Annotated in this window: 23 protein-coding genes and 3 pseudogenes; 12 read left to right on the top strand and 14 right to left on the bottom strand. The window is 59.6% G+C overall.

Features of this window, described 5'->3' with window-relative positions; genetic code table 11:
• Nucleotides 1–212 precede the first annotated feature (212 nt).
• Nucleotides 213–557 carry a recombinase family protein gene (locus X727_RS136870; RefSeq protein ID WP_023835311.1) on the bottom strand — a complete coding sequence of 115 codons (345 nt, stop codon included), beginning with the start codon at nucleotides 555–557 and terminating at the stop codon, nucleotides 213–215.
• A 389-nt stretch (nucleotides 558–946) separates the two neighbouring features.
• On the opposite strand from X727_RS136870, the gene X727_RS136875 reads away from it, so the two are divergent.
• Both X727_RS136875 and X727_RS136880 read left to right on the top strand, forming a co-directional pair.
• Nucleotides 947–1,249 carry a hypothetical protein gene (locus X727_RS136875; protein ID WP_023671839.1) on the top strand — a complete coding sequence of 101 codons (303 nt, stop codon included), beginning with the start codon at nucleotides 947–949 and terminating at the stop codon, nucleotides 1,247–1,249.
• Nucleotides 1,246–1,722: a type II toxin-antitoxin system VapC family toxin gene (locus X727_RS136880; RefSeq protein ID WP_023685624.1), complete on the top strand. Its 477-nt coding sequence runs from the start codon at nucleotides 1,246–1,248 to the stop codon at nucleotides 1,720–1,722. Before X727_RS136875 ends, X727_RS136880 begins: the two co-directional genes overlap by 4 nt.
• Nucleotides 1,723–2,524: 802 nt before the next feature.
• Here X727_RS136880 and X727_RS136890 read toward each other — a convergent pair.
• The 5 genes and pseudogenes from X727_RS136890 to X727_RS136905 all read right to left on the bottom strand — a co-directional run bounded on the left by X727_RS136890 (nucleotide 2,525) and on the right by X727_RS136905 (nucleotide 5,904).
• Nucleotides 2,525–3,019 (bottom strand): MaoC family dehydratase, encoded by a 495-nt coding sequence (locus tag X727_RS136890; protein ID WP_031197366.1) that lies wholly within the window; start codon nucleotides 3,017–3,019, stop codon nucleotides 2,525–2,527.
• A 476-nt stretch (nucleotides 3,020–3,495) separates the two neighbouring features.
• Complete coding sequence (locus X727_RS1000000169280) at nucleotides 3,496–3,792, bottom strand: bifunctional hydroxymethylpyrimidine kinase/phosphomethylpyrimidine kinase (RefSeq protein ID WP_023827447.1); 297 nt, start codon at nucleotides 3,790–3,792, stop codon at nucleotides 3,496–3,498.
• Nucleotides 3,793–3,842: 50 nt separating this feature from the next.
• A pseudogene (locus tag X727_RS1000000169850) lies at nucleotides 3,843–4,470 on the bottom strand (thiamine phosphate synthase).
• A pseudogene (locus tag X727_RS136900) lies at nucleotides 4,467–4,722 on the bottom strand (thiazole synthase); the annotation flags it as partial. The pseudogenes X727_RS136900 and X727_RS1000000169850, both read right to left, overlap by 4 nt.
• A gap of 24 nt (nucleotides 4,723–4,746) precedes the next feature.
• Entirely contained in the window at nucleotides 4,747–5,904 is a 1,158-nt protein-coding gene (locus X727_RS136905) for a porin (RefSeq protein ID WP_023835308.1), read from the bottom strand.
• Nucleotides 5,905–6,913: 1,009 nt separating this feature from the next.
• Here X727_RS136905 and hemN point away from each other — a divergent pair.
• On the top strand, nucleotides 6,914–8,260 hold the full coding sequence (gene hemN / locus X727_RS136910; protein ID WP_023835307.1) for an oxygen-independent coproporphyrinogen III oxidase: 1,347 nt from the start codon (nucleotides 6,914–6,916) through the stop codon (nucleotides 8,258–8,260).
• Nucleotides 8,261–8,436: 176 nt separating this feature from the next.
• On the opposite strand, the gene X727_RS1000000169270 is transcribed toward hemN, so the two are convergent.
• Both X727_RS1000000169270 and X727_RS1000000168210 read right to left on the bottom strand, forming a co-directional pair.
• Nucleotides 8,437–8,628, bottom strand: a complete 192-nt coding sequence (locus tag X727_RS1000000169270; RefSeq protein ID WP_023727257.1) for a hypothetical protein — start codon at nucleotides 8,626–8,628, stop codon at nucleotides 8,437–8,439.
• A gap of 400 nt (nucleotides 8,629–9,028) precedes the next feature.
• Nucleotides 9,029–9,172, bottom strand: coding sequence for a hypothetical protein (locus tag X727_RS1000000168210; protein WP_023827448.1), 144 nt, complete (start codon nucleotides 9,170–9,172; stop codon nucleotides 9,029–9,031).
• A gap of 618 nt (nucleotides 9,173–9,790) precedes the next feature.
• On the opposite strand from X727_RS1000000168210, the gene X727_RS1000000167240 reads away from it, so the two are divergent.
• The 3 genes and pseudogenes from X727_RS1000000167240 to X727_RS1000000169265 form a co-directional block, all read left to right on the top strand.
• Entirely contained in the window at nucleotides 9,791–10,078 is a 288-nt protein-coding gene (locus X727_RS1000000167240; RefSeq protein WP_081726247.1) for a hypothetical protein, read from the top strand.
• A 242-nt stretch (nucleotides 10,079–10,320) separates the two neighbouring features.
• Entirely contained in the window at nucleotides 10,321–11,013 is a 693-nt protein-coding gene (locus tag X727_RS136930) for a hypothetical protein (protein WP_023835305.1), read from the top strand.
• 352 nt (nucleotides 11,014–11,365) lie between these two features.
• Nucleotides 11,366–11,521 (top strand): annotated as a pseudogene (locus X727_RS1000000169265) (ParB N-terminal domain-containing protein); the annotation flags it as partial.
• A 602-nt stretch (nucleotides 11,522–12,123) separates the two neighbouring features.
• Here X727_RS1000000169265 and X727_RS01000000165200 read toward each other — a convergent pair.
• Together X727_RS01000000165200 and X727_RS1000000168205 are read right to left on the bottom strand one after the other, a co-directional pair.
• Nucleotides 12,124–12,759, bottom strand: a complete 636-nt coding sequence (locus X727_RS01000000165200; protein ID WP_348524536.1) for a LysR family transcriptional regulator — start codon at nucleotides 12,757–12,759, stop codon at nucleotides 12,124–12,126.
• Nucleotides 12,760–12,980: 221 nt separating this feature from the next.
• Nucleotides 12,981–13,124 carry a hypothetical protein gene (locus X727_RS1000000168205; protein WP_155922533.1) on the bottom strand — a complete coding sequence of 48 codons (144 nt, stop codon included), beginning with the start codon at nucleotides 13,122–13,124 and terminating at the stop codon, nucleotides 12,981–12,983.
• Nucleotides 13,125–13,213: 89 nt separating this feature from the next.
• Between X727_RS1000000168205 and X727_RS136940 the strand changes: the two genes are divergently transcribed.
• The gene (locus X727_RS136940) at nucleotides 13,214–14,062 is read left to right on the top strand and encodes a hypothetical protein (protein WP_245274227.1); all 849 of its coding nucleotides are present in this window, start codon (nucleotides 13,214–13,216) and stop codon (nucleotides 14,060–14,062) included.
• Between the two features lie 95 nt (nucleotides 14,063–14,157).
• Here X727_RS136940 and X727_RS136945 read toward each other — a convergent pair whose 3' ends face one another.
• From X727_RS136945 to X727_RS136955, 4 genes are all read right to left on the bottom strand, one after another.
• Nucleotides 14,158–14,880 carry a toll/interleukin-1 receptor domain-containing protein gene (locus tag X727_RS136945; RefSeq protein ID WP_023747641.1) on the bottom strand — a complete coding sequence of 241 codons (723 nt, stop codon included), beginning with the start codon at nucleotides 14,878–14,880 and terminating at the stop codon, nucleotides 14,158–14,160.
• A 64-nt stretch (nucleotides 14,881–14,944) separates the two neighbouring features.
• Nucleotides 14,945–15,163 carry a hypothetical protein gene (locus X727_RS1000000168200; protein WP_155923628.1) on the bottom strand — a complete coding sequence of 73 codons (219 nt, stop codon included), beginning with the start codon at nucleotides 15,161–15,163 and terminating at the stop codon, nucleotides 14,945–14,947.
• A 22-nt stretch (nucleotides 15,164–15,185) separates the two neighbouring features.
• On the bottom strand, nucleotides 15,186–17,687 hold the full coding sequence (locus X727_RS136950) for a S8 family peptidase (RefSeq protein WP_023835303.1): 2,502 nt from the start codon (nucleotides 17,685–17,687) through the stop codon (nucleotides 15,186–15,188).
• Nucleotides 17,680–18,885: an ATP-binding protein gene (locus X727_RS136955; protein WP_023835302.1), complete on the bottom strand. Its 1,206-nt coding sequence runs from the start codon at nucleotides 18,883–18,885 to the stop codon at nucleotides 17,680–17,682. Before X727_RS136955 ends, X727_RS136950 begins: the two co-directional genes overlap by 8 nt.
• Nucleotides 18,886–19,611: 726 nt before the next feature.
• On the opposite strand from X727_RS136955, the gene X727_RS136960 reads away from it, so the two are divergent.
• The 5 genes from X727_RS136960 (at nucleotide 19,612) to X727_RS136980 (ending at nucleotide 25,693) form a co-directional block, all read left to right on the top strand.
• The gene (locus X727_RS136960) at nucleotides 19,612–20,388 is read left to right on the top strand and encodes a hypothetical protein (protein WP_155923627.1); all 777 of its coding nucleotides are present in this window, start codon (nucleotides 19,612–19,614) and stop codon (nucleotides 20,386–20,388) included.
• Nucleotides 20,385–21,554, top strand: a complete 1,170-nt coding sequence (locus X727_RS136965) for a HEPN domain-containing protein (RefSeq protein ID WP_023835300.1) — start codon at nucleotides 20,385–20,387, stop codon at nucleotides 21,552–21,554. Before X727_RS136960 ends, X727_RS136965 begins: the two co-directional genes overlap by 4 nt.
• A gap of 76 nt (nucleotides 21,555–21,630) precedes the next feature.
• Nucleotides 21,631–22,233 (top strand): hypothetical protein, encoded by a 603-nt coding sequence (locus X727_RS136970; protein WP_023835299.1) that lies wholly within the window; start codon nucleotides 21,631–21,633, stop codon nucleotides 22,231–22,233.
• A 318-nt stretch (nucleotides 22,234–22,551) separates the two neighbouring features.
• A complete protein-coding gene (locus X727_RS136975) occupies nucleotides 22,552–24,276 on the top strand; it encodes an ATP-binding protein (protein WP_023835298.1) in 1,725 nt (574 codons plus the stop codon).
• Complete coding sequence (locus X727_RS136980) at nucleotides 24,266–25,693, top strand: UvrD-helicase domain-containing protein (protein WP_023835297.1); 1,428 nt, start codon at nucleotides 24,266–24,268, stop codon at nucleotides 25,691–25,693. Before X727_RS136975 ends, X727_RS136980 begins: the two co-directional genes overlap by 11 nt.
• Nucleotides 25,694–25,724 lie beyond the last annotated feature (31 nt).

Genomic DNA, 25,724 nt, shown 5'->3' with positions numbered 1-25,724 from the left:
TTCTCATTTCGCGTTCTCCGCAGAAGTTGCGATTTCGAAGGGTTGTCCAACGACCGGACAAATCTCGGTGGCCGTGACGACCGTCGATATCCTGTGTCGAACAAACAAATGGGCGCTCTTCTTGCCTTTAGCCGAAATTGCAAGCAGTTCGGCCAGTCGAAGACAAGCGGGGCCACGGTTTGGAACCACTGACCTCAGACGTTGCAATAAGCCTACCATTCACAGCGAGCCGGAGTTGCTAAGAGTCTATGAATTTCCTTGAAGGATCTGTTGCAACGTTTCCCCAGCCTGGCCTGCTCCCGGTTTGCAGCGGTCATGGTCAGGCGGTCCATCGCCTCTGCGAGCACGATCAGGAATTTGCCCTGCATCGCATCGCTGATCAGCTCCTGAAGGCCGGGACGCAACAGCGACCCGCCGCAGATCGCGCGGTGGGTATTGCTGTCGACGACTGTCCAGCCTTGCTTTTCAGCACGCAAGCAGCAGAGCCGCAACTGATCCTCGATCGAGACGTCTCGGTGATTGTCAGTTGAGTAGCGAGCGCCAAGCGCGACCTTCATGAGGCGGCCCCTTACTCCGGGACGCGGTCTCGTGTCTGGCTATCCGTTTCGGCTTGAACGAAATCCCGTGCGGCCTGTCGTGCCAGCAGCCGGACCAGATTGACGAAGCGTCGATCGGGCTTCGGCGACGCAGACACAGCCGATTCGCGGGCCGCGCCGGCGACCACACGAAGCTTTTCGGCTGTTGCCGTTTCGGCGCGCTATGATCGCGTTCCTGTCCTGACGCGAAATACTCCGTTTCGCGACAATGATGCCAAGTCAGTGCTTCGACAAGCTGGAATTCTATCAATAGCGCGCGTCGCGCAGGAGCCAGTGCTGGCCGATGACGGGGCACCTTGTGCTCCGAAGAAGCCATGGCTATATATCCGGATAGAGAACGGAGGCACGCGATGGGCAACACTGCACAGAAGAGAGCCATCGAGAATTATCGCTCTCGCCTGGCTGAGCGCGGCATCGCGCGGTTCGAGATCCAGGCGTTCGACGCAGACCGCGATCTGCTGCGAACTCTTGCCCGAAAATTAACGGAGAGCGGGCCGGATGCCCGACAGCTTCGTCGGACCATACAGCAAGCCGTGGCGGGTGAGCCACCGAAAGCGGGCAGCATTCTCGCCGCGTTGCGTCGCTCGCCTCTGGTTGGCTCCAATCTCGACCTCAGCCGGCCGCGCGAAGAGGGGCGCAAGATCGACCTGTGACGCGCTACCTTCTTCATACCAATATCATCAGCAACGTCATAAAGCCGGAGCCTTCGGGCTCGTTGCTGGCCTGGATGGGCGCGCAGAAGGACGAAGACCTCTTCATTGCTTCGCTTACTGTCGCCGAAATTCGCCGAGGCATCCTAGAGAAGCCGAAGGGGAAAAAGCGCAGCAGCCTTGAAACTTGGTTCGAGGGCTCCGAAGGCCCGCAAGCGCTGTTCGCTGGCCGCGTGCTATCGTTCGACGAGAAAGCTGGCCTCGTGTGGGCGCGGCTGATGGCCAACGGCAAAGCCAGAGGCCGTTCGCGGAGCGCCCTAGACACAATCATTGCCGCTGTAGCCGAAGCCAACGAGTGTGTCGTAGTGACCGACAATGAAAAGGACTTCGAGGACGTTCAGATAATCAACCCGCTCCGTAGCTCTGGAAGCCAAGCGGGTGATGATAGCTCCAACGGTCCGGCCGTTTCAATTTGAGGATTTCAGCGGCACGGAGTCCGAACGTCTCGTGTTCGCCTACCTTTAGCGATGGCTGGATTGATCTTACTTAGTTCGGCCAGGGACGTCTCTTCCAGTTCCGCTTTAATGCCATCCCGGTTCATCTAGTCAGCTCGATCTACCAACAGTTCGCACGCACGAGCGCCGCGAACAAGGCGCGATCGCAGGGACTGCGCGATACGCGTGTCGAGCTCGTCCATCTTACACTCGATCTCGTCTTCGAAGGCCCTCTCGCCAAACGCCACTGTAGTCCATCCTGCGTGCGCCTCGGGGGCCTTCTCATCGAGGGTTTCTCGCCACTGGTCTGGCGCGCTACCAATGGCAAGTTCGCCCGCTGGGAACTCGTCGGTCTGCACTCCCAGCTCTGGGCATCCACATCAACTGCGGAGCTCTTCATAGCCGTGTTCTTCCTTTAGCTGGCAGCTCTCGAGCTCGACGAGCAGCCGATCAGCGACACCCGCGACCTCAAGTTCGACCCGGTTGACTCGATAACACCCTATTGGCAGATTCATTCGGGGAGGATCTGCCCACTCCGATCACAAGCCGATCTTTCGACCCCGTGGTCGGGAATTCTCCATGGACCTTCGTGAAGAAGGAATGCAGCGCCGAAAGCCGAAGCGCTTCCGATACATCGAAGCCCCTTCCGAGTCGGAGCCCCGATTAGGCATTCCTGCCACTCTATCTAGCCGACCCCCGTGGCCGCGTTGCCGATCGGTGCGCACTAGTCGCCTACATCGCCCCGGCACGTGAAGATCGTCTCTGCTGATGCTCGTTGAGCAATTCAGGCCGCCTCCGGCTGGCGTTTGATCAGCGTCAGCGTCAACCAGCGCGCGGTCAGCGCCGGCTTTTTCGAGCCCTCGATCTCAATCGTCACGCCCAGCGCCGTCTGCACCCAGCCCGACGGCCTGACCTTGACGTCGGCCAGTACGAAACGGGTGCGGATGCGAGATCCGGTTTTCACCGGCGCCAGGAAGCGCAGCGATTCGAAGCCATAGTTGACACCCATCTTGCAGTTTTCGAGCGGCCGCATGGTCTCGAAAGTCATCGCCGACAAAAGCGAAAGCGACAGGAAGCCATGTGCGATGGTGCCGCCGAACGGCGTCTCGCCCTTGGCGCGCTCCGGATCGCAGTGGATGAACTGGTGGTCATCGGTGGCCTCGGCGAACTGGTCGATCATCCGCTGCGAGACCACCCGCCACGGCGACACGCCGACTTCCTTGCCGACGCTGGCCAGAAGTTCGTCGAGACTGATCGGTTCCACGCTAATGTCCTCCATTTCAACCGTCCGAAGCGCGACGGCTTCATTCCGTGAACAGTGTCAGCCAATGCTGCACCGACTGCCGGCCATCCATCGGCAGGATGGCCCCGGTGAGATGACTGCCGTCCAAGCTGCACGAATAGAGCGTTCCGCCGGCAATCTCATTCGGCGCACCGATGCGGCCGATCCGAACATGGCTGCAGACGAGCCGGCTTGTAATCGGTCGCGGTGCGCGTCCTGCAAGCCGCCGAAAGCAGCTCGTCTTGCTACGGATGATCATTCCGCCGGCGCCGCTATGCGGTATTGTCGCAGATTGATAAAATCAATTGTCTGGATAGGAACCATCCGTGTTTCGAATTTGGAGGAGTCCGGCAGACGGGGTGGCTTGGGGTCCTTGTTGAAGCGCGCCGGCCTCATTCACCGGTAGCACTGAGCCGGCAAGAAGCGCCAGTTCAATGACATTGGGTGTCGACACGGCAAAGCGGCATCAGATGCTACTTCATGATGCGGGATGGCGCTTGCTTCAAGAAGCGCTCGGCCTGACGTGGAAGCCAGCACCGGATCTGGACTGTCGATATGCGCCGATATTCGCGCAGCACAGCGGCAACCGCAGCGACGATGATCTCAGCCGTTGCGAGCATGCCAACCTTGGTGCCGGCCACTCTGTTAGCTTGAAGCGCAGCGCGCATTTGATCCGTCACCAGACCGGGTTGAGTAACTTGGATTTCCAAGGCGTCTTCCTGGGTTTGCACCGTCAGCGCGCTGACAGCAAAGGCAGGTGCGCACGTCAAGGCAAGCGATCGTCTCGATCTCGCGGGCAATTCCAGCCCCACCGCGGGAATCAGACCCTACAACAACGAGCACATGCGGTTCTCGCCCCAGCGCTATTGTTCTGTCTTTCGATCCATTCTCGCGTGCGCGCTTCTGGGGCGTCGTTCAGCGCAAGGTCGGTGACCACGGCTGCGCTTTCGGCGCCAGCCTCGAAAAACGCCTTCGAGCCGGTCAGGTTGAGGCCGCCGATGGAGACCAATGGGATCGGCGCGACCTGGTGCTTCCACTCGCTGATCCGCTCGAGCCCTTGCGACGCCCATTCATCTTCTTGAGGCTAGTTGGATAGACTGGGCCGAGCGCCACATACTCCGGCTCGGCCACTGGCGCAGTTCGGTGTGATCGTGGATCGAAAGGCCGAGCTTCAATCCGGCGTATTTCATCATCAGCATCGGCGGCAGCCAAATCCTTTTGACCAAGATGGATGAGTCGCAGCCTTCCTCATTGCCGTGCGCCAATAGTCGTTGACGCTCACTTGGCAACCATGGACCGTCAGGCGTCGTTCGCGCGGCGGATTTCCGTCTGCAGTCCTTTCTCGTCCATATCCTTTATCCGGAGCTGCAGCAGACTCACGCCGAGCGGCGCCAGCCGGTCAACCCAGCCGGCACGTCGAAATTCAGATAGAAGGGATCGAGCTTCATGAGAAGACAGCCCTGCCGACCTTCGGTGAGTAGCGCGGTTCGAGCATTCCAGTGCTAGCTTCACGAATGGCATCGACCGCCCTTGCCGAACGCACGCGCCATCCCGACCGGATCGGCCGCCCTCGGGACCGCCGTGTTCAGGAGCACGGCGTCAAACCCGAGCTCCATGACGTCGCCGCGTACGACGGCCGTCCGAGCCACGCATCCACAATCAAACGGAATGTAGGGGAAATGTCCGCGCATCAACTGCACCTCGGAGCTCAACGCTTCATCGCATTAGAATGAGCGTTCGAAACGCAGGATACCGCCGACACTGCTCTTCTTGTTGGCATTGGCCCAGTTCACTTCGGAAGCTTTCACCTTTCCGACGGCGGAGCCTCCGTAGCGGTCGTAGTCGAGTTCAGCCGTAACTGTGAAATCTGAAAGAAGCGCATAGGCGACGTTCGCAGCGACACCATAGTTCTTGAGCTGATCACCCGAGAGCTGAAGGTTGAACGAAGTTGTCTCGTTGACCTCGTAAGCGGCGCCAGCCCAGAAAGCCCAGTTCCCGCGCCAAATCTTATAGAAGCCGCGACCATGAGCGTCGATCGCGTTCATGGAGTCGTCGTTGAGCTTGCCATTGGAACCGTAGCCGAACATTCCGAACAGCAACAGTTCGTTGGTGACATTGATGTCGACACGGACCTTGGCGGCTACCGATTCGTAGTTGCTATCATAACCAGCAACGCCGGTGATCGCTCCCCAGCCATGTGTGTATTTCAAGCCGCCGACTATGTGCGGAGCGTAGTTGTCGATTGTGCCCACCACGCCTGAGCCTTCTTCGAGCGAAACCACGGCGGAAAAGCCGTTCGCGGCGTCGAAGTAGTACTGGACCACATTGGTATCCAAAGCGCCGTACGGAACCGGCGTCTGGTTGAGTACGTCACCCGCGCCACCAATAAACATGTCGAAGGCCGACCAGTCCTTACCAACTCGGAGGCCACCAAGCTGAATCCAGGCGAAAGTCAAGATGCTGTCTCCGTTGAAGGCATAGGACCGAGAACTGTCCGAAACCGAAGTGTGGCGGTTACCGAAATTCACGCGGGTTTCGGTGTAGGTCTTCAACGTGCCGAGTTCGGTCTCCTGGCCGGTCCAAGCTTTCAGTGTGAAGCGCGTATTGTTTTGCCATGTACCCTGATCCTCACCAGTCCTCACATCTGAGGTTCTTGCGTGGTCAAACAATCCGACATGGCCCAAGCCGACGTCGTAACTGACATAGCCGCCGATGCGCAGGCAGGCCTCGGTGCCTGAAATGTAGATGTAGCCCGAGCCGTAGACGTCGCAGATCTTGAGGTACTCAGTCGGATCAGGCTCGGGGACGATGATCACGGCGCGAGCGTCGGAAACGGCGACCAGTGCCGCAGTTGAGCCGAGGAGGAGGCTCCCAATGGTCATTGTTGATCTCCGTCTAAATAGTAAAAGGAATCGAGACCGATAAATGATTTTTGCTAAGCAAACGGTTGATAGCGCATCAAGCTGAATTCTAGGAGTGTTGCTGCACCTGTCGTGCTAATGCTCAGGAGAATTTAGAATGTGATTGAGACTTGTTGTCACATATATTAAGTAGTTATCACTCCCAGACGGTCATACAACATTTTTGTACAATCACCCTTTTCACCTCCGCGGCGGGCCTCACAAAGGGTACTACCGCAAATGACGTGCCACCCTGACGACCCAGCTGCGGCTTGAAGCTCAAATGTGCGGGCGGACCTTGGTTCGCGCTTCCGTTCTTTTTGCCTTGCGGATCCACCCAAGCACGAACGGCAAACGTTTCGGCTACGGTTCGTCTGTTCGCTTCGCGACAGTTTGGCTTAATGGCGACGGCATTGTTTGCTGTGAGCCCCGCCGTTGAGGCATCATGCGGCGGCCACCGCTCGGTACGACGCCGTCACTTTGGCGAGCTGATGGTCGATAACCACGCGCAGCAGCCTTGCACCACTGAGTCGGTAGGCGCCAGCCTTGGCATTGCGGCGGACCTGACGGTCGCGTCGAGCAGGTTTTCGTGCTGAAAGCGGCGCGGCACAGCTAATGCTTCTGCCAGCAATTCACACAACGAGCTCATCGAGACGGCAGAGATCATTATGGGCGGCGGTAGCTGGCGTGCAAAGTCTGGACCCAACACCGTATATTGTCTCATCGGATGCTTCATCTGCGCTCAGAAGAGTCTCCCACGCGCAGATGAAGGGAAGGGACGGTGGAACAAAACGGTGCGCGTGAGGGTTTCGGCGGGAACACCATCGTCAGTCGCTGACCGAGTGCGCTCAGACCATCGCTGTCCAGCCAAGACTGAACGGCGCCCATTGCTAAAAAATTTCCAGCCCAAAGCGGAACGGACTGACATAGCGCAAAGACGCAGGCGAGCGCAGCGGTAAGGTTGGATGTTATCAGCATGGGACGGTGACCGTTGCAGACCACGAAATTTCGAGAGGCCCGGCTGCCTTGGTACACTATCTATCCGGCTGTGTCGGAGTTCTCTGGGGCGGTCGGCGCCGAGGCTTATGAGGAATGGCTCAGGAACCTGCCGGCTGATGATCCGGTGTCACTCTATCTGCACGTTCCGTTCTGCCGATCAGCCTGCTGGTATTGCGGCTTCCCAACCACCATCACCCGCCGTGATGCGCCCATCCTCAACTATCTGGCGGCGCTGCGTGACGAGATCCGTCTGGTTTCGGAGCGAGTGCCGAAGACGTTGCCCGTGAGCGACATACATTTCGGCGGCGGAACGCCGTCTCTCATCGGACCAGCCGAGTTCCTCGCTCTGATGGAGTTCCTGCGATGCCGCTTCGCCATCTCGAAATCAGCTACGGTCGCCATCGAGATCGATCCACGCACGCTCACGCCCGAGATGGCGGAAGGCTTGGGAGCGGCCGGCGTGAACCGCGCGAGCCTGGGCGTACAGAGCTTCGATCCCATTGTTCAAAAAGCGATCAACCGAATCCAGAGCGAGGCCCAGACGTCGGCTGCCGTGGAAATGCTGCGCCGGCATGGAGTAAACCGGATCAACTTCGACCTCATCTACGGCCTGCCGCGTCAAACGGTGGAGTCGTGCGTCGAAACAGTGAGGGCGGCGGTCGCCATGCGCCCCGACCGGCTTGCCTTGTTCGGCTACTCGCACATCCCATCCCAAGTAAAGAATCAGCGCCTCATTGAGGCGGAATTTCTTCCCGACAGCGCTGCCCGCGCTGAACAGTATGCGGCTGTCGCCGTGACGCTGATTGCCGCCGGCTACCGACAGATCGGGCTCGACCATTTCGCCTTGCCGGACGACGAGCTCGCGCTGGCACAGGAAACAGGTCGCCTGCGACGTAACTCGTTGGGCTACTCGGCCGATACCTGCAGAACCCTGATCGGTTTCGGCGCGTCGGCTATCGGCCGCATCGGCCAGGGATACGTTCAAAACGAAGTTACACGGGATTCCTACATCCGGCACATCGCAGCTGGCCGACTGGCGACATCGAAGGGCCATCGCCTCACAGACGACGACCGCGTGCGAGCCGCAATTATCGAGCGATTAATGTGCGATTTCGAGGCTGACGTGCCGGCAATCTGTGTCGCCCACGGATCTGATCCGATCCGTCTTCGCGATTCAGATGAGCGTTTGGCCATGCTGGCCAAGGACGGGATAGTGGACTTCGAAAACGGCTTTGTCCGCGTACGGCGGGAGCATCGCTTTGGGATTCGCGCTGTCGCTGCCGCATTTGATGTTTTTAGGGATGGCGTGCAGCTTAATGCGATGCAAAGCACGACATAGTCCGGCATCAATGTCTCCGCTTGGAACCGCCGGCCTACTTGCCACGCCGGCCGGGCGCTGGTCTGGCAAGTGGGCTTTCCGTTTGCCAATGCGTTCGTTCCCGGCCCTCACGGGGCGGCGAGTCCCTGCCGTGAGCGCCTCACCCGCGAGGCTACATGGCGGCCGTGGAGATTACCTCAGCAGCGGCGCCCGATCGGAAACCTTAGCACCTCAGCGCTTTGGCGTGGCTGCTTGAACTCTTCGACGGCAACCGCCTCAATTAGCAGGTCCAAGGCTTCGCGGCCCCTTTGACTCATCGGGTCATCCCCACAAAGGTAGTCATACGCTCGATCTAAATGCACTCGGGCGGCGGAAAAATCGCTTGTCATATCATAGAACCCTCTCTACCCGCCCGCATTGCCGTCTACGAGGTGAAGGTAGTGCAATCGTCAATATATACAGACAAATTTGAATTAAATCGGAGATGATCATGGAGGCCGAGTTCCCTCACCTGATGCCGCCATCGAGCCCGCCGACGACCACTCGCTGGCGCTCGGTTGGTTCATAAATGCCGAGCACCCCGTCCAGAGACCACCTCTGACCTCCCTCCTTCGATGCTAGACGCGTGGAAGACATGGCTGCGCCGCCGCTGCGAGAAAGGCGTGTCCCATCGCGCGGCGGCTGCATAGTGGGCAGCCAGCGCCGGGAGCTAATCGGCAAAGCCGCGTGTGGCGATTTTGCATAGCGGGCGCAGGCGAATCGCCACGCCCGTCCAGCATGTCCGATGCCCTAGGCCGCCAGGATCCCTGAGCGGAGTGCATGCACGATCCCGCGTGATGACAGTGGATCGGCACAGAACAGGCAGTCGCCCGCCGCGACCCAGCGGTCACCGGCGGCGGGATCGATCGTTGCGGTTCCCGCCGCCTTGATCATGCTGGCGGTCTCGATTGCGTTGGGCGGCACGAGCGGCGCGATGGACTGCGTTGCGGCTAAAGCGCGGTACCAATGTCCGGCTTTGCGCAGTTCGCTGCCCAGATCCGGATCGGTGAGGCACGCGCAAGTCGGCGCTGTACCACCAGCCTTCGGGACGCGCCTCGACGACCATGCTGCAATCGCCCGGTGCGCGGTCGAAAAAGCGTGTGTAGGCGGCAAGATGTCCGTGCATGGTGAGCTTGGCGCCGAAACATCGCGCCAGCCTCCAACTGCGACCGGTCGCCCAAACCACGGCGCGGGCAACATCCTTAAGCGTATGTACGGCGGCATGATGGACGCTTGCAAGCATCCAGACAAGATTATCGCGAAGCTAAAATAAGAGGTTCGATCCAATCGGCGATGCGTTAGCCGCGCCATTCTGGTTCAGCCGGGCGTTACATGGCCTCGCCAAGTTGAGGATGTATTGGTCGCGAGCAGCCGCGTGCCAATTTGGAACCCACGACCATATGCAACGATTGGGCACTGTCCGAAAGAAGGCCGAGAACTGTTGAAAGTGCGCTGGATGGAGATATTCTGAATCGGAACGGGGGGCTGGTTCATCGCCAAAGCGAGACATGGATGAAAAGCAGATCGCGCCCAACGCCTGATCCAACCATTGCAACGGAAGTCCCCTGGTCGGAAAGCCTAACCGCATATGATGACAAGCATTTCGAGCTCTATTTGAAGCTCATGGACGCTTGCGCCGACAGTGCCAGCGAAGAGGAGATGGCGCTGGATGTACTGGGTATCGATCCGGTCAAAGAGCCAATCCGCGCCCGTAAGGCCCTTCGCAGTCATCTCAAACGGGTGCTCTGGTTTATGCATGAGGGCCATAAGGAACTGCTTCCAAGCCGACCGCCTCAATAACTGCGGCGCCGAACAAGGTTGCCCGAGAGATCAGGTGGCGCCCTCGGGGGATGCGAGGACACTTGAAAGCCGCAATCGGGTTATCATCTCCATACTGCGTGTGTTCGGCTCCGCACGGCAAGTGCCCTTGAGTCGAGGAGGAATGCACATGAAGAAGAAAGTTCATCTGGAAGCCTGCTGACCGATCCCTTGGGCCCATAATCGGGTCCCAAGTTGTTCCCGACGAGCGTTGCGAGGGGCGGATGCAGGACCAGCCGGAAATCGAGCCAGGGCGTGAAACGGAGTCAACAGGTGCGAGGTTCGGCCTGCTGGGTGTGGCTGTGTTGGCCGTTGGCGCCTTCATCTGGACCGGCTTCGGCGAAGGCATCCAGCAGGGCACGTTCAACGTCGTTCGGACTGTCATCGACAAGAGCATGCAGCGCCTTGGGCTCGGGCAAGCCCCCAACGCTCTTACAGAGGGCGAGTGGTATCTCTCGGTGTACTACGGTCCCGACTTTGCGGATGTCACCCCCGTCGGCCTGGGGCACCCCTTCAAGGTGACATTCACGTCGGCCCCGGATTTGTCTGGCACCTACGAGAACGTTGCAGGGAGCGGCTCGGTAAGCGGCTTTGAACGACCCGGTCAACTCGTAATGACCTACTCCGGAGCAGATGGGATGTCCCATGGAGTTGCCATTCTCCAAGACATTCAGACCCACCTTTCTTCCAACAACGTCGAGCATGATTACGTGGGAGCCGTTTTGGTCCACGCTTGCTATAAGGCGGACACCCAGCAGTGCGATGCCGCCAAATCGCAATATAAATTCTGCAGGGCGATTTTGTCGAAAAACAGGGAACCCGACAAGGATTCTTCCCTCAAGGGTTACCTCGACGAACCATGTTCGGCTTTTCAGAACGATCTTAAGCTGAAGCTTAGCCCGACGGCACAGCTTTAGGCACGAAGGCGCTCACCAGGGTCGCAGCTCAAAGAGAACGGCGCCCTTCGCCGGGGGCCGTCCGTTCCGCATCCCGCCTGACGGCGGCGCGTTGCTGATGCTCCTACGGCCGCCCTGTTGAGCCGGTCTCAGGGCCACGGTCTTTCTCCTAGAGAGGCGCGCGGCCCTCTCTCCCCAGCAAGCCGCCGCGGGCGGGTTCCCCCATCTTCCTCCGCTTCGCTAGGTGCAGACCGGGGAGACCCCTCCGCCCCCGGGACTTGCCCCCCTCGCTCCCCGCTACTCGCCGCGAGGCAGGGGTTCAGGGGACCTGAACAATTCAGGTCAATCCCTGAAATCAACAACGAGCAAGTCGATGAATACCGCTGAAATCACTATCCCGCTCGCAGGTAGGGCCGAACTGGCCGCCACCATCGAGGCCCATGGCCTCATCCATAACCTTGTGACCCGCAAGGCGCCGAAGGGAGCCAAGTTCCAAGTCGTCGCCGGAGGGCGGCGACTGGGGGCCTTGCGGTTGCTGCTGGACGAGGGCCGCACCGTACAGGGCGTGGCTGTGACCAAGGATTGTTCGGTCAGGCGCCATGCAGTCCATTGCGTGGCCGCCCAGGTCATCACGAGAACGATGGTCAGAACGACGGTGATCTGACCCCAGAGGATTCGGCCTCCACGCATACAGGCTCCAATCGGCAAAAATGTCGGAGCCGATCAGAGAATGGGGGATTTCGGGAAGTGCAATTACGAAGATGAGGCTGGCGTGTCGCCGGATAGTATCGGCGGCGAATAGGACGGGTTGGCCCGGTTCTGCCCGGGGTCGCGCGCTATCGCCTCATCGCCTCTGCGAGGTCGAGTAGGTTTCGGAGGGCGGTGCTTCGGTTGAAGGGCGACCACACGGCTGAGAACACTACAGGTTCGGGCTCGTCGGCGATCGGCAGAAAGCGGACACCCGCGACAGGTGACAGGCTCGATGCGGCCCCGAGCAACGTGACGCCGAAACCTTGCCCCACGATCGACAGCAACGACGCACGTTCGACAGCGACACGCAGAATAGACGGTGCCGGCCACCGGCCCGACAGCCGCAGGAGGATATGGTCATGAACTTGTGGTCCGGGGCCGTTAGGGCGGACGAGGAAGGTCTCCCCCGGCAAGATCGGCCCAAGTGACGTGCTCCTGTTCAGCGATCAGGTGGCTGTCCGGCAGTGCTACAACAAGCGGCTCGGTCCACATTCGTCGCGAACGGCAATCAGGCGTGTCTGGCGTTCCGACCACGAATGCGATGTCGAGTTGATCGGCACGCAGTTGCATGAGCGCTTCTCGCGCCGTGCTTTCGGCGACTTCAAGCTCGACACCCGGATAGGTGGTTCGATATCGGCCGATCAGCTTGGCGAGGAAGCTATGCGGGATCAGAACGTGGACGCCCATGCGTAGCCTGCCGCATTCCCCCAGGGCCGCCATGCCGGCCGACTTTACGGCATATTCGAGGTGCTCGACACCGGCTGATAGCCGTTGGACAAAGAGTCGTCCGGCCTCGGTGAGCCGGACGCCGCGTGTGTTGCGCTCGAACAGGAGGATGCCGAGATCTTCCTCCAGCGCTTTGATGCGCGCGCTGACGCTGGACTGGCTGACGCCGAGCGCGTTCGCCGCATGGCGGAAGTTCAGATACTCGGCGACGGCGAGCGTCTGGATGAGTGACGTGAGGGGAATACGCGACCCTAGCGACGACGTCGGCACTCTGCTTCGTCTTTCGGTCATCAGTGCTGAATGCTGTCGTCGTCTCATGTCTCTCTTTTCGCGCCGCTAATCGTTGTGACTCATGTCCCCTACCGGAGAACAGAATCGGATGAATTGCTCCATTGTCCCGACGGCCAGTGAGTAAGGATGTCCCGTTGGAGGCGACTACTAGGCCAACCAGGCTTCGCAATGTCGCGAGTTTCAGAAATTCGGCGACGGCTGTCTGCTGGCGCAGCGTGCCCTCAGCGAAGATGAGTCGTGTGCAGCTTCGCGATCTCGCGGTCGAGCTTGGTTGAAAGGTCATTCCGCTTGTGGGCGATCGACTTTCCGCCCGAGTGTGTGGCCCCGCCGTAGGCCGCCAGAACGGCCCCTGCGAAATAGATCATCAGCCCCGTCATCGTGGCCGGTGCGTAAGCGGCTAGTCGCGACGGGCGGCCGGGATTGGTCGCTTGCGATTCTGGTGCCGAGGAAGCGTATGACCCGGCTGGCCTCCGACAATCTGCGCGAGCCCTTCGGCAACGTGCCTCCGATCGCGCACACGGCCGCCGTCGACATGGAAGGCCCGATCCTGGCGGCGGAGGTGATTGCCTTCCTTCTCCAGCAGCGAAGTCACGCCGGCTGCTTTGACGAATTCGTCGATGTGCTTTGCAGCTATTTCAGCGGCCGAGGGGGCCAGGCGCCGACGAAGGGCGATCTGACGGAAGCGGCGCGGTTCCGCTCCGCGCTAGGCAAGTGGAATGACTGCCTCGCGAAGGGAAAGGCCGTTCCGGCGAACAGCGTCTTGCAAGCCACGTTCGCGGTCCACGAGGCTGCAGCGGCTGTTGCGCTGACTGGACAGCCCGACGGCGACTGGACCGCCATTCGATCGGTGCTTGAGGATGGGGCCTGCACCCGGCTCGCCGAGGTTGCGAAGGAGGCGCGCAACGTCCGGCTTCTCGAACGCGGAACGCAGCTCCGGCAAAGCCTGTCGCAGGACTGGCGCGATACCGGCGGATACAAGAACGCGCTGGCTGTCACCCGCCAAGCGTTCGTGCAGGAGCATTTCGCGACCGCTCACAAGCCGGAGTCGGGTGTCGTCGTGATGAACATGCACAAGGCGAAGGGGAAGCAGTTCGATGAGGTCATCATCTTCGAAGGATGGCCGAAGCGCTACAAGGGCGAGATCGTCGGCAACCCGGATCGTATCGTGGGCGGCAATGTCCGCGCGGGGGCGATGACGCAAGCCCGCCAGAATTTCCGCGTGAGCGTGACACGCGCAAAAACCCGGACGACGATCATGTCACCTAACGACGACGTGTGCGTGCTTCTGCTCTCTGATGAGTGAGGATGGATGAAACTTGGCATTTACAGCGATTGAAAAGACACGATGCTGCGGATAGGAGGGATTTAGTCAGCCACCCCAGTTTGACTCCGGCGTGACTAAATAGCGACCAATTCGGCGATTTTGGCCGCGACTTCCGCCATTGACTCCTCGGCAGTGCTCAACCCGGCTCGGGAGGCTAGCAGGAGGCTGACCTGCTCAAGCTCTTCATAGGTCGTTCCGTGAACAACCGGGACGAGCCGCTCACGTCTGAGGAGCGCTGAAAGCTCTTTGTCTGCGATGCCTTCTGCCGGGAGGCGCCGCAACATAGCCGGGGTCACCAACACGATACCGACGCGCGAATTCACCAAGCCCTTGTCGATCGCCCGCATCATCGGCACCCCGAGGCCAAGGTCCTTCTCACTGAACCACACGCGGACACCGCGCGCTTCGAGCAGATCATGCAGTTCTTTGGCGGAGCCCTGCCTGTCATCCCATGCGTGACAGAGAAACACATCTCGAAGATCAGGCTGTGAGGCCGCTAGGTTCTCTACGTTTTCTCGAACCGGCGTGAGCGCCTGCACTTGTTCAGGCGTGTACAACACAGCCGAACCTACTCCCGACCAGCGCGGCTTTGCGGTGCGGCGCCCCGACCCGCCGCTACTCCGACCGCCGCTACCAGAGGAGGAGTATGAAGGGGACGAGTATGATCCGCGGCTGCCGTAGTCGCCGCCATACCCGCCGTAACCACCGAAACGGCTATAGCGACTCCCGCATGCAGGGCAGTCGGCCGCGGCGGCCGATGAGCGATGCCCCCTTACTGGTGCAGTACATCTAGCCATGCCTTTTCATCTCCTTCATCATTCCGCCAGCTCGCGAATCTTATTGATGCGCTTTGTGGCCCATTCAAATTGACTGATAAATTGCATCGCGTACGTCGAAGGCGAGCAATGCCTCACGCCTTACGCCTTCAATATCTCGGACGGAGGGATGGCAGAGATGATCTTTGAAACCACATCCAATCCTGTAATCGCGACCAATCTTGGAAACACTGACCACAGCCTCCGTTCCATCGGGCATTTTTCCTCGCAGATAACCAATTCGCTTCTCTTTCGACCGAGCCAAGTAACTTCTCCTATACGGGCCGCTAGACACGCGGCGTAATACGCGCTGCCGTTCGAATGTCAGCGATTTGCGTACCAATCGCCTGAAGGCTTTGACGCATGTCATTAAAGACCGGCTTTTCCGCCTCTGGATCGCTGATCGTCAGAATCGCCGTGAAGGGTACGCCACCCTCGGGCATCACCTCACCAGCGCGGGTGAGATACTCAACAAAAAGTCGCCAGTTCGAGGAAGGCCCGACTCCCTGCGGGAAGGTCTTGGCGTGGACCTTTACTGGACTCCATTTCAGGTCATGTTCGATTAGTTCCGCCTCGACCGCTGGCGATTCTCGCGAAGACGGGAGGTACAGCGGATCAAGGCGGCCCTTCCATTTGCCTTCATCCTGCTCCTGTTGCAGGACGGCATTCACGTTGACCCGGACGAACTCGGAACCAAACCGGGCATCCAGCGGCGGCGTGGATACGAGCGTGAGCTTTGCCCGCCCTCGACATTTGCCGCCAGGCCCGACCAGGGATGCCGGCCACGGGAACCGGAAATTGATCTGCTGGCCATGCTGGATACGTGAGGCGAAGACGAGGGTGATTGAATGATCGCCCGTCTCCAGAATACGTTCAGCAGATGGCGGCATCCCAAAGCCGACAAGGTGCCGTGCTACCGGTGCCAACATTTTCGGGCGCAAGGGCTCTGGAATCTCGGCGTGGTGGACCAGCAACCCGATGAGGGTTTCACGAGAGACCTCGCCCTCGATGGCGTGGTCGAGGACCGCCGCCGTCTTGGCGACCAAAGGCGAGGCGTAGCTGGTGCCGCAACCGTCGATTACCGTTCCATCCGGAAGGATGGAGAAAAGGCCATGCCCCAGCGTCGCGTGCTGCGTTCCCGCGCCTCCGATGTGAGCGAGGTCGGGTTTCCCGCCGGACCGAAGCCCAGGCCCCCGACGGCTGAAACGGGCTGGAGCGAACGGCAAACAGCCGCTGTGTCCTGATGGATTCAATGCCGCGACTGCAACATTTCTTGCGCTCTCTGCGGGCGTCAGGAGCCCGTCGTTTCGGGCAAGCGCGAGATTAGAAAGGGCTGTTGCCGCATCGGCCGGCCACTCCGGTCGAAGGTCTTGCGGCTGAATGTTACCGGCGGAAATGAACACGACGGCATTGTTTTCTTCGGCAATCTGATCAAGCCGGACCGCATGGGGGCTGTAGCGATCGGGTGCGGCAGGCTGAAGGATGTTCAGACTCATATTGAAGACACGCACGCCATGCCGTGCGCGCGCATCTGCGACGGCCGCATCCATTTCATCGAAAAACTGAGGGAGGCCGCCCGAATAGTAAGATGCGAAGGCACCGGCCTTCTGCTCATTTGGGAATACAGCTACGTCAACCAGCTCCGCTCCGTCGGGTTCGGGGCAAGTCCCCGCACCATTCATACCGGCTCCAGCGACGGCAAGGCCGCCAATGAACGTGCCATGGGAAAGATCCATGTCTTCGTCAGCAAGCACGTCCCATCGATCGATGACCCAATCGGACAAAGCCGAGCTTATGCCGCCATCGATGATACCCAGCCGCGGATGGGTCCTGCGGCTATCGCGAACTGGCATAATCGCGTGATCTGGTCGAGCACGGCTCGGCGTTGCCGGGCGAGCAGAACGCACCACGATGCCGGGCAACTCGATCCGCCGGACTAAGGGATGCGAGTCTAAGAAGGCCAGCAAACGGCTGTGATGCTGAACATTCGGGTCGAACGGCGCAAGCTCACGGCGCTCCTTTGATGATACGCTCGTCAGCCGTAGGACGGCGCCGTCTCCGGCTCGGTCCAGACGCACGGAAAGCATCGGGAGCCGCTGTCGCCAGTTAGGCAGACGCTCCACTGATAGACTTTGTTCAAGGGCGTTGAAGCCAGCAACGAAGGACTCGACCAGGCGTCTCTGCGCGGGGTCGAGCCGATCCCATTCGGCACGCGGTGGCAATACGTCGAATAATTCGACCTGATACCCGCTTCCCGTCATCGGATTGGCCAGCCATGCAACAGCTTTTTCGACCGAAAAGCTGCGCTTGTCGGACGCGCCATAGAGTTCGATCCGGTCGATCGCTCCGGCCTCGCTCTTTTGCGCTGAGGGGTTGGGTACCTCTTTCCCCTTTTTCTCGTCATAGCGCATCCTGGTCTGCGTTTCGGCTTTGGCAATTTCAGCTTTCACCTGCGCCAATGCCGACGGGCGGCCTTCGACAAGCATCACACCGAGATCTCCACCCCCGACTAGAGGCGCCCGGTCGCTGCGGAAAAGCGCCCCAACCGGCCGATGGCTCTTTGCCCAGGCATCTCGTTTAAGGATGACCTTGACGTAGCCGATTGGTCCCTGCGCTTGCGCCGAAAGAATCCCGGAAATGGCGTCGATTTGCTCGATCAGAGCTGCCTTATGGGCGCCAAATTCCCGATCGCGGTGAGCAAAGAAGTCCTTGCGTCCGCCTCCGCCGCCTGCCTCTCGGGCTTCCTCATAATTGTCCGGATTGAGGACGATCTGGATCGGGCTAGCCATGATTTACACCCCCATCGGCTTTACTGGCTTGTCGCCCGAGTTGACGGCTTACGGTCGATTTATCCCGCCCTGCGATTTCGCCGATGTCGGCCATTGAAAATGCGAGAATGGGGTCGTCACGCATGGCCCGGAACAAAGTGGCGGGATCGTCAAACAACAGCGTTCGACGCTCACTCTGAATGCGAGCCGCGTTGAGAGTCGCAAATTGACGGAGCGTATCCAGTAATCCTCGGCGATCGTGCTCGCGAACCGTGGTGGCCTTTTTGTATGTCCGCACCAGCGCCTCGATCTCCGCTCCGGTTGAACCTTCAGTGAACCACGCAATAAGACGTAGATGGATGTCGGGAGCCGATACAGGCGGCATAAACATGGCGGCGATCGCCTTCCGCACCTCAAAATCGGGCTTAGGGATTTCAAGCTGGACCTCAAAACGGCGCCAGACCGCCGGATCAAGCAGCTTCGAGTGATTGGTAATGCCGATCGTCAATCCTATGTTTTGTCTAACATCCAGATTTTGGAGAAGGGCATTAACAACACGCTTGATCTCGCCGACCTCTTGGGGGTCGTCGCGGACTTTTGCAATCGCGTCGAATTCATCAAGTAGAAGCACGCAGCGATAGCGATTGGCGAATGCGAAGAGATTTCCAATATTGCGCGCCGTCGTTCCGAGAAATGACGAAACAAGGCCATCCAGTTTTACGAGAACAACGGGCAAGTCCAGCTTGCGAGCAATCCAGAGGGCCAGTCGAGTTTTCCCTGTGCCAGGCGCTCCGTAGATCAAACATGTCTTTGACGGCACGATATCGACGGTCGCGAGCGCCTCGAAGTCGGCCCATTCATCGACGATCGTCTCAACTGCCTGCGTCACAGTCGAATTGAAAAGCGGGGCCGCCTCCTCGACTTCCGACGGAAAGATGATCTCCGCCAAGGCGGCAGCCGTTTCACGATCGACAGGAACCGGCGTGTTGCGACCGAGTGTCTCGCCGGAAAGGTTCGCTCGCGAGCGCTCGATTCGGCTCGGGGCCGCCTCTGTTAGGCGATCCGCCGTGGCAAGAATCCCCGCGAGCGACGCTGCTTGCTTTTCCTCACCATCTTTGACGAGAGCATCCCTTAGCCGCTCGATCTGCTTGCGCAGCGCCGGCGTTGGTGCGCCCATCGCCGTTCGGCAGAGCGCCTGAATGATTGAAAAGTGCTCCATGCGCTAAACCTACGATCTGATGCGAGATTGATGACCTATGATGCATGTGTAGACGGCAATTTGTTGCGCGTCAACGGAAAATGTTGCGCCTTGGTTTGATTTCGATGCGCTTCTGGTTGCGAGGGTGCGGGATGAGTGCTGTTTGTTGCAGCGAAGCCCCATGCCGGTTCGGACGCGGAGTCTGGAGAAGCAGCCGAGACTGGTCAGGCATCGAGCAAGGACGGAATATCCATTTGAGGCTAAGATCAAAACCCTCGTTAGGCCGCTCCAGCAGTCGGCAGCACGAAATAACCGCCAGAGGGATCATTGTCGCTGGACAGCATTTCAGCGATACGGTGGCAGCTCGGGCTAAGCTTTATGTCGCCGTGACGGCCGGCGTTACGCCTGCAACATAGAAGAGGGCCTCCAACCGGCATTCTGGCTAAAGGATGGGGCCAGAGGGCTATGGAGGAGATACAGTTGTCATCATCGCTCGGCGCGGCGTGTTTACGCCGCATCGCTCAAACTCGACGCAGTTTCGCTGGAAACGGTCATCGAAGGCGCTCGGGAGTTGGCTGGCCCGCCATGCGCGAGGATCGTGGCAAGAAACGGGGATGAGGCATGATACGCCAGTCCCCCGATGAAAGACTACTTCCGCGCGTACGCGGGTGTTCAGGATAGGGAAGCGGTTTGATCGAGAGTGTTGCCATCATTGATGTCTGGGACGTCGAAACCTTCGACAGCGAGTTGCGCGGCGACCTCGACGCCCACGCCGATGTCATCCGCAATTACATGCTCACCTCGCGCCGCCAATGGCTGGAGCGTGAGGCCTCCGATCACACCATGCCGAATCCCGAAAATCCTTACGCGGGCGAGTTCATGTGGGTGAAGGAGCATATCATGCGGCTGATGGAAGTCCGCACGATCCGCGCCTGGCACTATACTCGCCTGACCGACGCAGAAGTCGGCATTCTCCGGCAAGGCGGCATTTATCCATCTAGCCTCGACACCATTCAATCACGCTTCGCGGCGCAAGTCGCTGCTGGCGCATTCAGCCAAGAGGTCGCCGATCGCTTGTTCGCTGACAGCCCGTACCAAAGCGATCAGCTCGACTCCCGCTCCAACAAATTCTGGATGGTCTCGCATCCCGTCGACGTCGAAGACGGCGGCGTTGAATTGCTCCTCGAGATTTGGGGCGGCGAGTCAGCCTATTTTTGGCAGCGAGATGCGGCGCTTCAGGAGATGCTGAAGCAGATCGGTCGGCCGCGTGTCCTGGAGGTCGCCATGCCGCTCGTCCATTCCCGTCATGGCTATTCGGCGGCTGAAGCAGTCGTTGCCACTTATGGCCGGATGCTCGGCTGCCGGCCCGACAAACATGTGTTCGACCTCTACACACATCAGCCACTCGGTCCTGAGCATGTCCTCGTCGTTCATAGCGAAGGCGAATCCAATTTCGGCGTCGTGGCTCGGGGCTACCCGGCCGGCTTCGTCGACGTGAACCTCGGCCGGTGGGACGAGGAATGAGCGGAGTGGACACTGCCCCCGACGCGGTAGTCTTCCTGCGCGAGATTGCTGGAGAACTCGCCGATATCGACAGCGGCAGCGACTATTCACTCTGGCGCGGCGAGGCAAAGCACCGCGTCGATCAATATCTCTTGCGCGCGGAGCCGTTCTCCGATTTCGCGACGTGTTGGGCGTTCAGTGGTGACGGCGGCGGCTCTGTCGTCGGGGGCCGCTTCGGTGAATGGGCGATTGACCGGCTCGTCGAGAAAATAGCGCCGGAAGATATCGTTGCACTCTTCACGGACGAAGTGGCGCGGAATACCGCAGTCTACGAGGACGTTTCTCCGGTGCTTGGCATCGAAATCAACGAGCCTTGTGAACTGGGTGATGGTGTTCGCCTTGTGCCGCCAGGGGCCGACATCTTCAGCGGATTCGACTATCCTTGGCGATATTCGTGGCCGAGCATGCCCACCGGAACCGGCTTCCTCATCCAGTCCTACAAGGTAACGCCAGCCTTCGAGCAACACCCGGCTGAAGCAAATGGGCCAGCCGGGACCAGCATAACACAGCCCGCCTCATCGGCGCGTGATGCAATCCGCCGCCGTCTCCGGCTCGCCTGTTTGCTTGGCTCCAACGGCGGGGTCGAGTTGCCGATGTCGGTAATTCTGTCGGATCGCCGCGCATTGCTGTCGGCCGGTGGCACTATGTCAGGCTGTACGTTTGCGGCTCACCCGCTCGTGGCGTTCCCAGCGGACATGGCGATGATCAAGACCGTCTTTGGGCAGTTCGCGGCATTCGCCGAGGGAGATAGTCTTACCCGTGCAATCGACCGCCTCGGGCGCTCGCGGTTGGCGATCCATCCTGTCGACCGCGCTCTCGATTTGGGCATGGCGGCGGAAATCGTGCTGATGCACGATCTCGGAACGTCGACCGAAATCACCTATAAGATTGGCAGTCGCGCCGCATGGCTCCTGGGCGAGAGTGCCGCCGAGCGCACCAAGATCTTCGATGAGATGAAGCATCTATATAAGGCCCGGTCGGACGCGGTCCACTCGGGTGTGCTTCCGCCGAAGTCCAAGGTCGATCTCGATCTCGCCGATCAACTTGTCGTCCGTGTCGTGCAAGCCATCCTTCAACGCGGCAGTTTTCCGGATTGGACGAGCCTGACGCTGGGGGGCGAAGGCTGACGCAATCTTGTTCGATCGACAGCAATAAGACATCGGCTGCTCTAGCGGCCTACGAATGACTCTATAGGAATCGGCTATGCGCTCTCTTACGGATTTCCTTGCTGGCCTGCCTGACATCATGCCCATTAAGACGAGAAAGCTCGTCCTTGAAGGAGGTGTTCTGTCGAAAGCTGAGCGCGCCGACATCTACATGCGCGAAAGGAATTGGCTCGATCTCGTTCTTGAGGTTGGTCCTGATGCGGCCGCGGCGATCCTGTCAGCCTACAAGGACGGACGCCTTCCGATGAAGAGAGGCTGCACGCCAACGGATGCGCCGGAAGCAGAAGCTTATCTTGCCGAAGGAGACAAACTTAGGGAGCAGCTCGCGGAGAGAAGGAGGAGGGAGCAAGCGGTTAAAAACCCATCGCTCATTCTGGAACGCGATCTCATGGATCACCCTCTGATCGACAGCGTGTTTATTGCCAATATTGGCACCGGATCAGGTTCGATGGTGATAGCGGGCATCACGGTGCATAAGCAAGTCATCGGCTACAAGAGCAATAGCGGCAAGAGCACTGGTTGGCGCGTTCGGTTTGACTGGACAGGATCGGATGGTCAGCCCCGGCACTCCGAGACGGTCCCGCCGGAGGCCGACAATCGACGCAACGACCCCGATCGAAACTGGGGCTTGCATGAATGATGGCGCGACCAAGTGGCGATCGAGCAGGCCAGTGACAGAGACCTTGGCTCGCCCTCACGACGAAGGATAACCAAAGGAGGGCATTAGAGGGCAATGGCGGAGATGTAGTTGTCATCATCGCTCGGCGCAGCGCGCCAGATGTTCCAATTAGTTACACAACATCCAGACTTGTGAATATTTCGATGTAACCTTCATGTAACGGATATCCGACCACTGGAAACACTGGGTATCAAACGGGTTCCTCGTAGGATGCACGGCGAGGCAATACTTCCGACCGATGGTCGCTGCGGTACATATTTCTGATTTGGGGGAGGCATCATGGCACGTATACGGTTGATAGAGATTGTAAATTTCCGGGGGATCAAGGAGCTTACATGGGCTCCATCCGCTGGAATCAATTGCCTGATCGGCCCCGGGGATAGCTGCAAAAGCTCAATTCTCGACGCCATTGACCTTTGCCTCGGTGCGCGCCGCAATCTCCAGATAACCGACGCTGACTTCTTCAACCTGGACGTGACGCAGCCGATTTCGATCTCGTGCACCATCGGGGCATTAACCGACCGATTGAAGAACATCGAGGCTTACGGACTATATGTCCGCAATTTCATCGTGGAAACGGCGCAGCTGGAGGATGAGCCGGAGGCGGCGGGCGAAACCGTGCTTGCCGTCAATCTCAGTGTCGATAGTGATCTCGAGCCGGTCTGGACGCTCATCTCGAAGCGCGCGGCCGATGCAGGCCTGGTCCGGAACCTGGTGTGGGCTGACCGGCAGGCGATCGCGCCCACACGCATCGGTGCGTTTGCGGACGGTAACCTCGCCTGGCGCAGAGGGTCCGTGCTGAACAAGCTCTCAGAAGAGAAAGCCGACATCTCGGCAGAATTGGTGAAAGCCGCGCGCGAGGCACGTGTCGGCTTCGGCGACCGTGCCGGTGCCCAACTGGGCGCGACACTGGCAGTCGTGAAAGACACGGCCGATGAACTCGGTATCCAGGTGGGCGACAATGTAAAAGCCATGCTTGACGCCCACTCGGTGTCCTTCAGCGGCGGCAGCATTTCTCTGCACAGCGACACTGGGATTCCCCTTCGTGCTCTCGGCGTGGGCTCGACGCGCCTTCTGACAGCAGGCCTGCAACGCAAGGCCGCGGCAGAGGCGACTATGGTGCTTGTCGATGAACTCGAACATGGCCTAGAGCCGCATCGCATCCATCGGCTGCTGGGATCTCTCGGAAGCAAGGACACCAATCTGCCTTTGCAGGTATTCGCGACGACACATTCACCGGTGGCTTTGCAGGAGCTTAGCGGCACACAATTGATGATCGTCAGGCGCAATGGCGGTCAGGTGTCGGTACAAACCGTCGGCGCCGAAGATGACGTCCAGAGCACCATCCGTCGTGATCCGGAAGCATTCCTTGCTCCGTCCGTCATCATCTGTGAAGGGGCGAGCGAGGTGGGGCTGCTGCGAGGGCTCGATCAGTTTCGCGTTGCGCAGGGCGAGCAGTCACTGACGGCACTTGGCGTCGCGCTGCTCGATGCCGGCGGGGTTGCCAATATCTATAAACGGGCCAATGCGCTGCTAAAACTTGGCTATCGTTGTCACGTGCTTCGAGATGACGATGTTGAGCCGGATGCCGCCGACGAAGCGGCGTTCCTGGCAGGAAGCGGCGCGGTCACGAAATGGCCCGCCAAGCGCAAACTCGAACAGGAGCTGTTCTTAAGCCTCGGAGAGAATGCCGCAGGTAATCTCGTCGTTTATGCCGTCGAGTTGCACGGCGAAGACCTTATTGATGAGCATATCAAGTCGAAGTCCGGCGGGTTGACGACCTACAACGACGTGGACACCGCGCTCCTACTTGGCGATTTCGACCAAGCCACCCGTGAATTGCTCGGCGTGGCTTCCAGCACACGTAGCAATGGCTGGTTCAAGCAGGTCACATTGATGGAAAACGCCGCGCGTCTTATTATCGCACCGGGGCTTGAACACGCGGACGCGTCTTTTGTCGCGATCATTGACGCGCTTTTCGCATGGATGCGCAATGGCCGCTGAAATTAATCTCTTTGCGGTCATGCGAGGGTCAGTTACCGCACCAGCTGGCTGTGGCAAGACCCACCTCATCGCGGTCAACTTGCTGGAACATGATTATGCAAAGCCGGCACTCATACTCACACACACAGTTGCCGGTGTGGTTGCCTTACGGGGCCGGCTCCAGCAACTCGGCGTGCCCTCGGCGGCCTACCGGCTTATGACGCTGGATGGCTGGGCCATTAGGCTGGCAACCATGTTCCCGGCTCGCTGTGGTGTTCCACCCGAGGTGTTGCGCATTACGAATGCCCGCACCGATTACAAGACGATCCAGAAGGCCGCCGCCGAACTCGCGAAAGCCGGTCACGTCGATGATATCCTCGCCGCCAGCTTTTCGCGCCAGATTGTTGATGAGTATCAGGATTGTTCCCAGTCACAGCACGCCTTGGTCTATTATTCATCCCGCCGCTTGCCGACATGCGTCCTCGGTGACCCCATGCAGGCCGTATTCGGCTTCAGCGGGCCGCTGCCTGACTGGGATACCAACGTTCTCAAATATTTCCCGAGCGCGGGCGAGTTGACAACACCATGGCGCTGGATAAACGCAGGCACGGAGGCGTTCGGCCGATGGCTACTTGACGTCCGGAAAGCCCTGAAAGACAGGCAAATGGTTGATCTGACGGGCGCACCGCCCGAGGTTCGGTGGGTACACCTTGATGGCACGGAGGATCACCAGCGGCGCCTGCGGGCGGGGCTGTCCAAGGTGGAGGGCGGCCAGGGGACTGTGCTCATCATGGGTGACAGCAAGAACCCGCCGGGCCAGCGATTGTTCGCCAGCCAGACGCCAGGCGCGGTTACAGTCGAAAGCGTTGACCTGAAGGACTTCATCCAATTCGCGCTGAAGTTCAGGCTCGATGCACCTGACGCGCTAAGCCAGCTTCTCGGCTTTGCCGAGAGCGTCATGACGAATGTAGGAGCGGCCGACCTTCAGCAGCGCGTCACGACCTTGCTGGCCGGGCGCCAGCGGAAAGAGGCGACGGAGACGGAACAAGCCGCCATTGCTTTTGAGCAAGAGCGCACATTCAAGAGTGCGGTCGAGCTGCTGGTTGAGGCGAACAGACGCCCGGGCACACGTCAGCACCGGCCCACCGTGATGAGCGCATGCATCCGGGCGCTTAATTCAGCAATTCAAGACGATCCGTCGTCATTGCATGAAGCAGCAATCCGTGCACGCGAGGAAAACCGTTTCCGCGGGAGGCCGCTTCCGGCGCGTGGCGTCGGGAGCACGTTGACACTCAAGGGCTTGGAAGCCGACGTTGCGGTCATCCTCGATGTGACAGAGATGGATGCCAAACACCTCTATGTTGCGATGACGCGAGGATCGAAAATGCTTGTCGTCTGTTCGGCATCGCCTCAGCTACGGCCGGTGGCTGCTTCATGAGTGAGAGATCGATACCAAGTCCTGAAATGAA

Source organism: Mesorhizobium sp. L103C105A0 (genome assembly GCF_000502215.1).
Lineage (GTDB): Bacteria > Pseudomonadota > Alphaproteobacteria > Rhizobiales > Rhizobiaceae > Mesorhizobium.
This window is presented reverse-complemented; position numbering and strand designations above follow the sequence as displayed.

What these genes read in the sequence shown, in the direction of transcription:
- X727_RS136905 (WP_023835308.1), bottom strand. Translation starts at nt 5,904, where the DNA reads ATGACCATTGGGAGCCTCCTCCTCGGCTCAACTGCGGCACTGGTCGCC.
- X727_RS1000000169270 (WP_023727257.1), bottom strand. Translation starts at nt 8,628, where the DNA reads ATGACAAGCGATTTTTCCGCCGCCCGAGTGCATTTAGATCGAGCGTAT.
- X727_RS136950 (WP_023835303.1), bottom strand. Translation starts at nt 17,687, where the DNA reads ATGGCTAGCCCGATCCAGATCGTCCTCAATCCGGACAATTATGAGGAA.
- X727_RS1000000168210 (WP_023827448.1), bottom strand. Translation starts at nt 9,172, where the DNA reads ATGATCAAGGCGGCGGGAACCGCAACGATCGATCCCGCCGCCGGTGAC.
- X727_RS136975 (WP_023835298.1), top strand. Translation starts at nt 22,552, where the DNA reads ATGGCACGTATACGGTTGATAGAGATTGTAAATTTCCGGGGGATCAAG.
- X727_RS136980 (WP_023835297.1), top strand. Translation starts at nt 24,266, where the DNA reads ATGGCCGCTGAAATTAATCTCTTTGCGGTCATGCGAGGGTCAGTTACC.
- X727_RS1000000167240 (WP_081726247.1), top strand. Translation starts at nt 9,791, where the DNA reads ATGAAAAGCAGATCGCGCCCAACGCCTGATCCAACCATTGCAACGGAA.
- X727_RS136965 (WP_023835300.1), top strand. Translation starts at nt 20,385, where the DNA reads ATGAGCGGAGTGGACACTGCCCCCGACGCGGTAGTCTTCCTGCGCGAG.
- X727_RS136870 (WP_023835311.1), bottom strand. Translation starts at nt 557, where the DNA reads ATGAAGGTCGCGCTTGGCGCTCGCTACTCAACTGACAATCACCGAGAC.
- X727_RS1000000168205 (WP_155922533.1), bottom strand. Translation starts at nt 13,124, where the DNA reads ATGATCTATTTCGCAGGGGCCGTTCTGGCGGCCTACGGCGGGGCCACA.
- X727_RS136955 (WP_023835302.1), bottom strand. Translation starts at nt 18,885, where the DNA reads ATGGAGCACTTTTCAATCATTCAGGCGCTCTGCCGAACGGCGATGGGC.
- X727_RS136945 (WP_023747641.1), bottom strand. Translation starts at nt 14,880, where the DNA reads ATGGCTAGATGTACTGCACCAGTAAGGGGGCATCGCTCATCGGCCGCC.
- X727_RS136940 (WP_245274227.1), top strand. Translation starts at nt 13,214, where the DNA reads ATGACCCGGCTGGCCTCCGACAATCTGCGCGAGCCCTTCGGCAACGTG.
- X727_RS136875 (WP_023671839.1), top strand. Translation starts at nt 947, where the DNA reads ATGGGCAACACTGCACAGAAGAGAGCCATCGAGAATTATCGCTCTCGC.
- X727_RS136930 (WP_023835305.1), top strand. Translation starts at nt 10,321, where the DNA reads ATGCAGGACCAGCCGGAAATCGAGCCAGGGCGTGAAACGGAGTCAACA.
- X727_RS136890 (WP_031197366.1), bottom strand. Translation starts at nt 3,019, where the DNA reads ATGGAGGACATTAGCGTGGAACCGATCAGTCTCGACGAACTTCTGGCC.
- X727_RS01000000165200 (WP_348524536.1), bottom strand. Translation starts at nt 12,759, where the DNA reads ATGACCGAAAGACGAAGCAGAGTGCCGACGTCGTCGCTAGGGTCGCGT.
- X727_RS136970 (WP_023835299.1), top strand. Translation starts at nt 21,631, where the DNA reads ATGCGCTCTCTTACGGATTTCCTTGCTGGCCTGCCTGACATCATGCCC.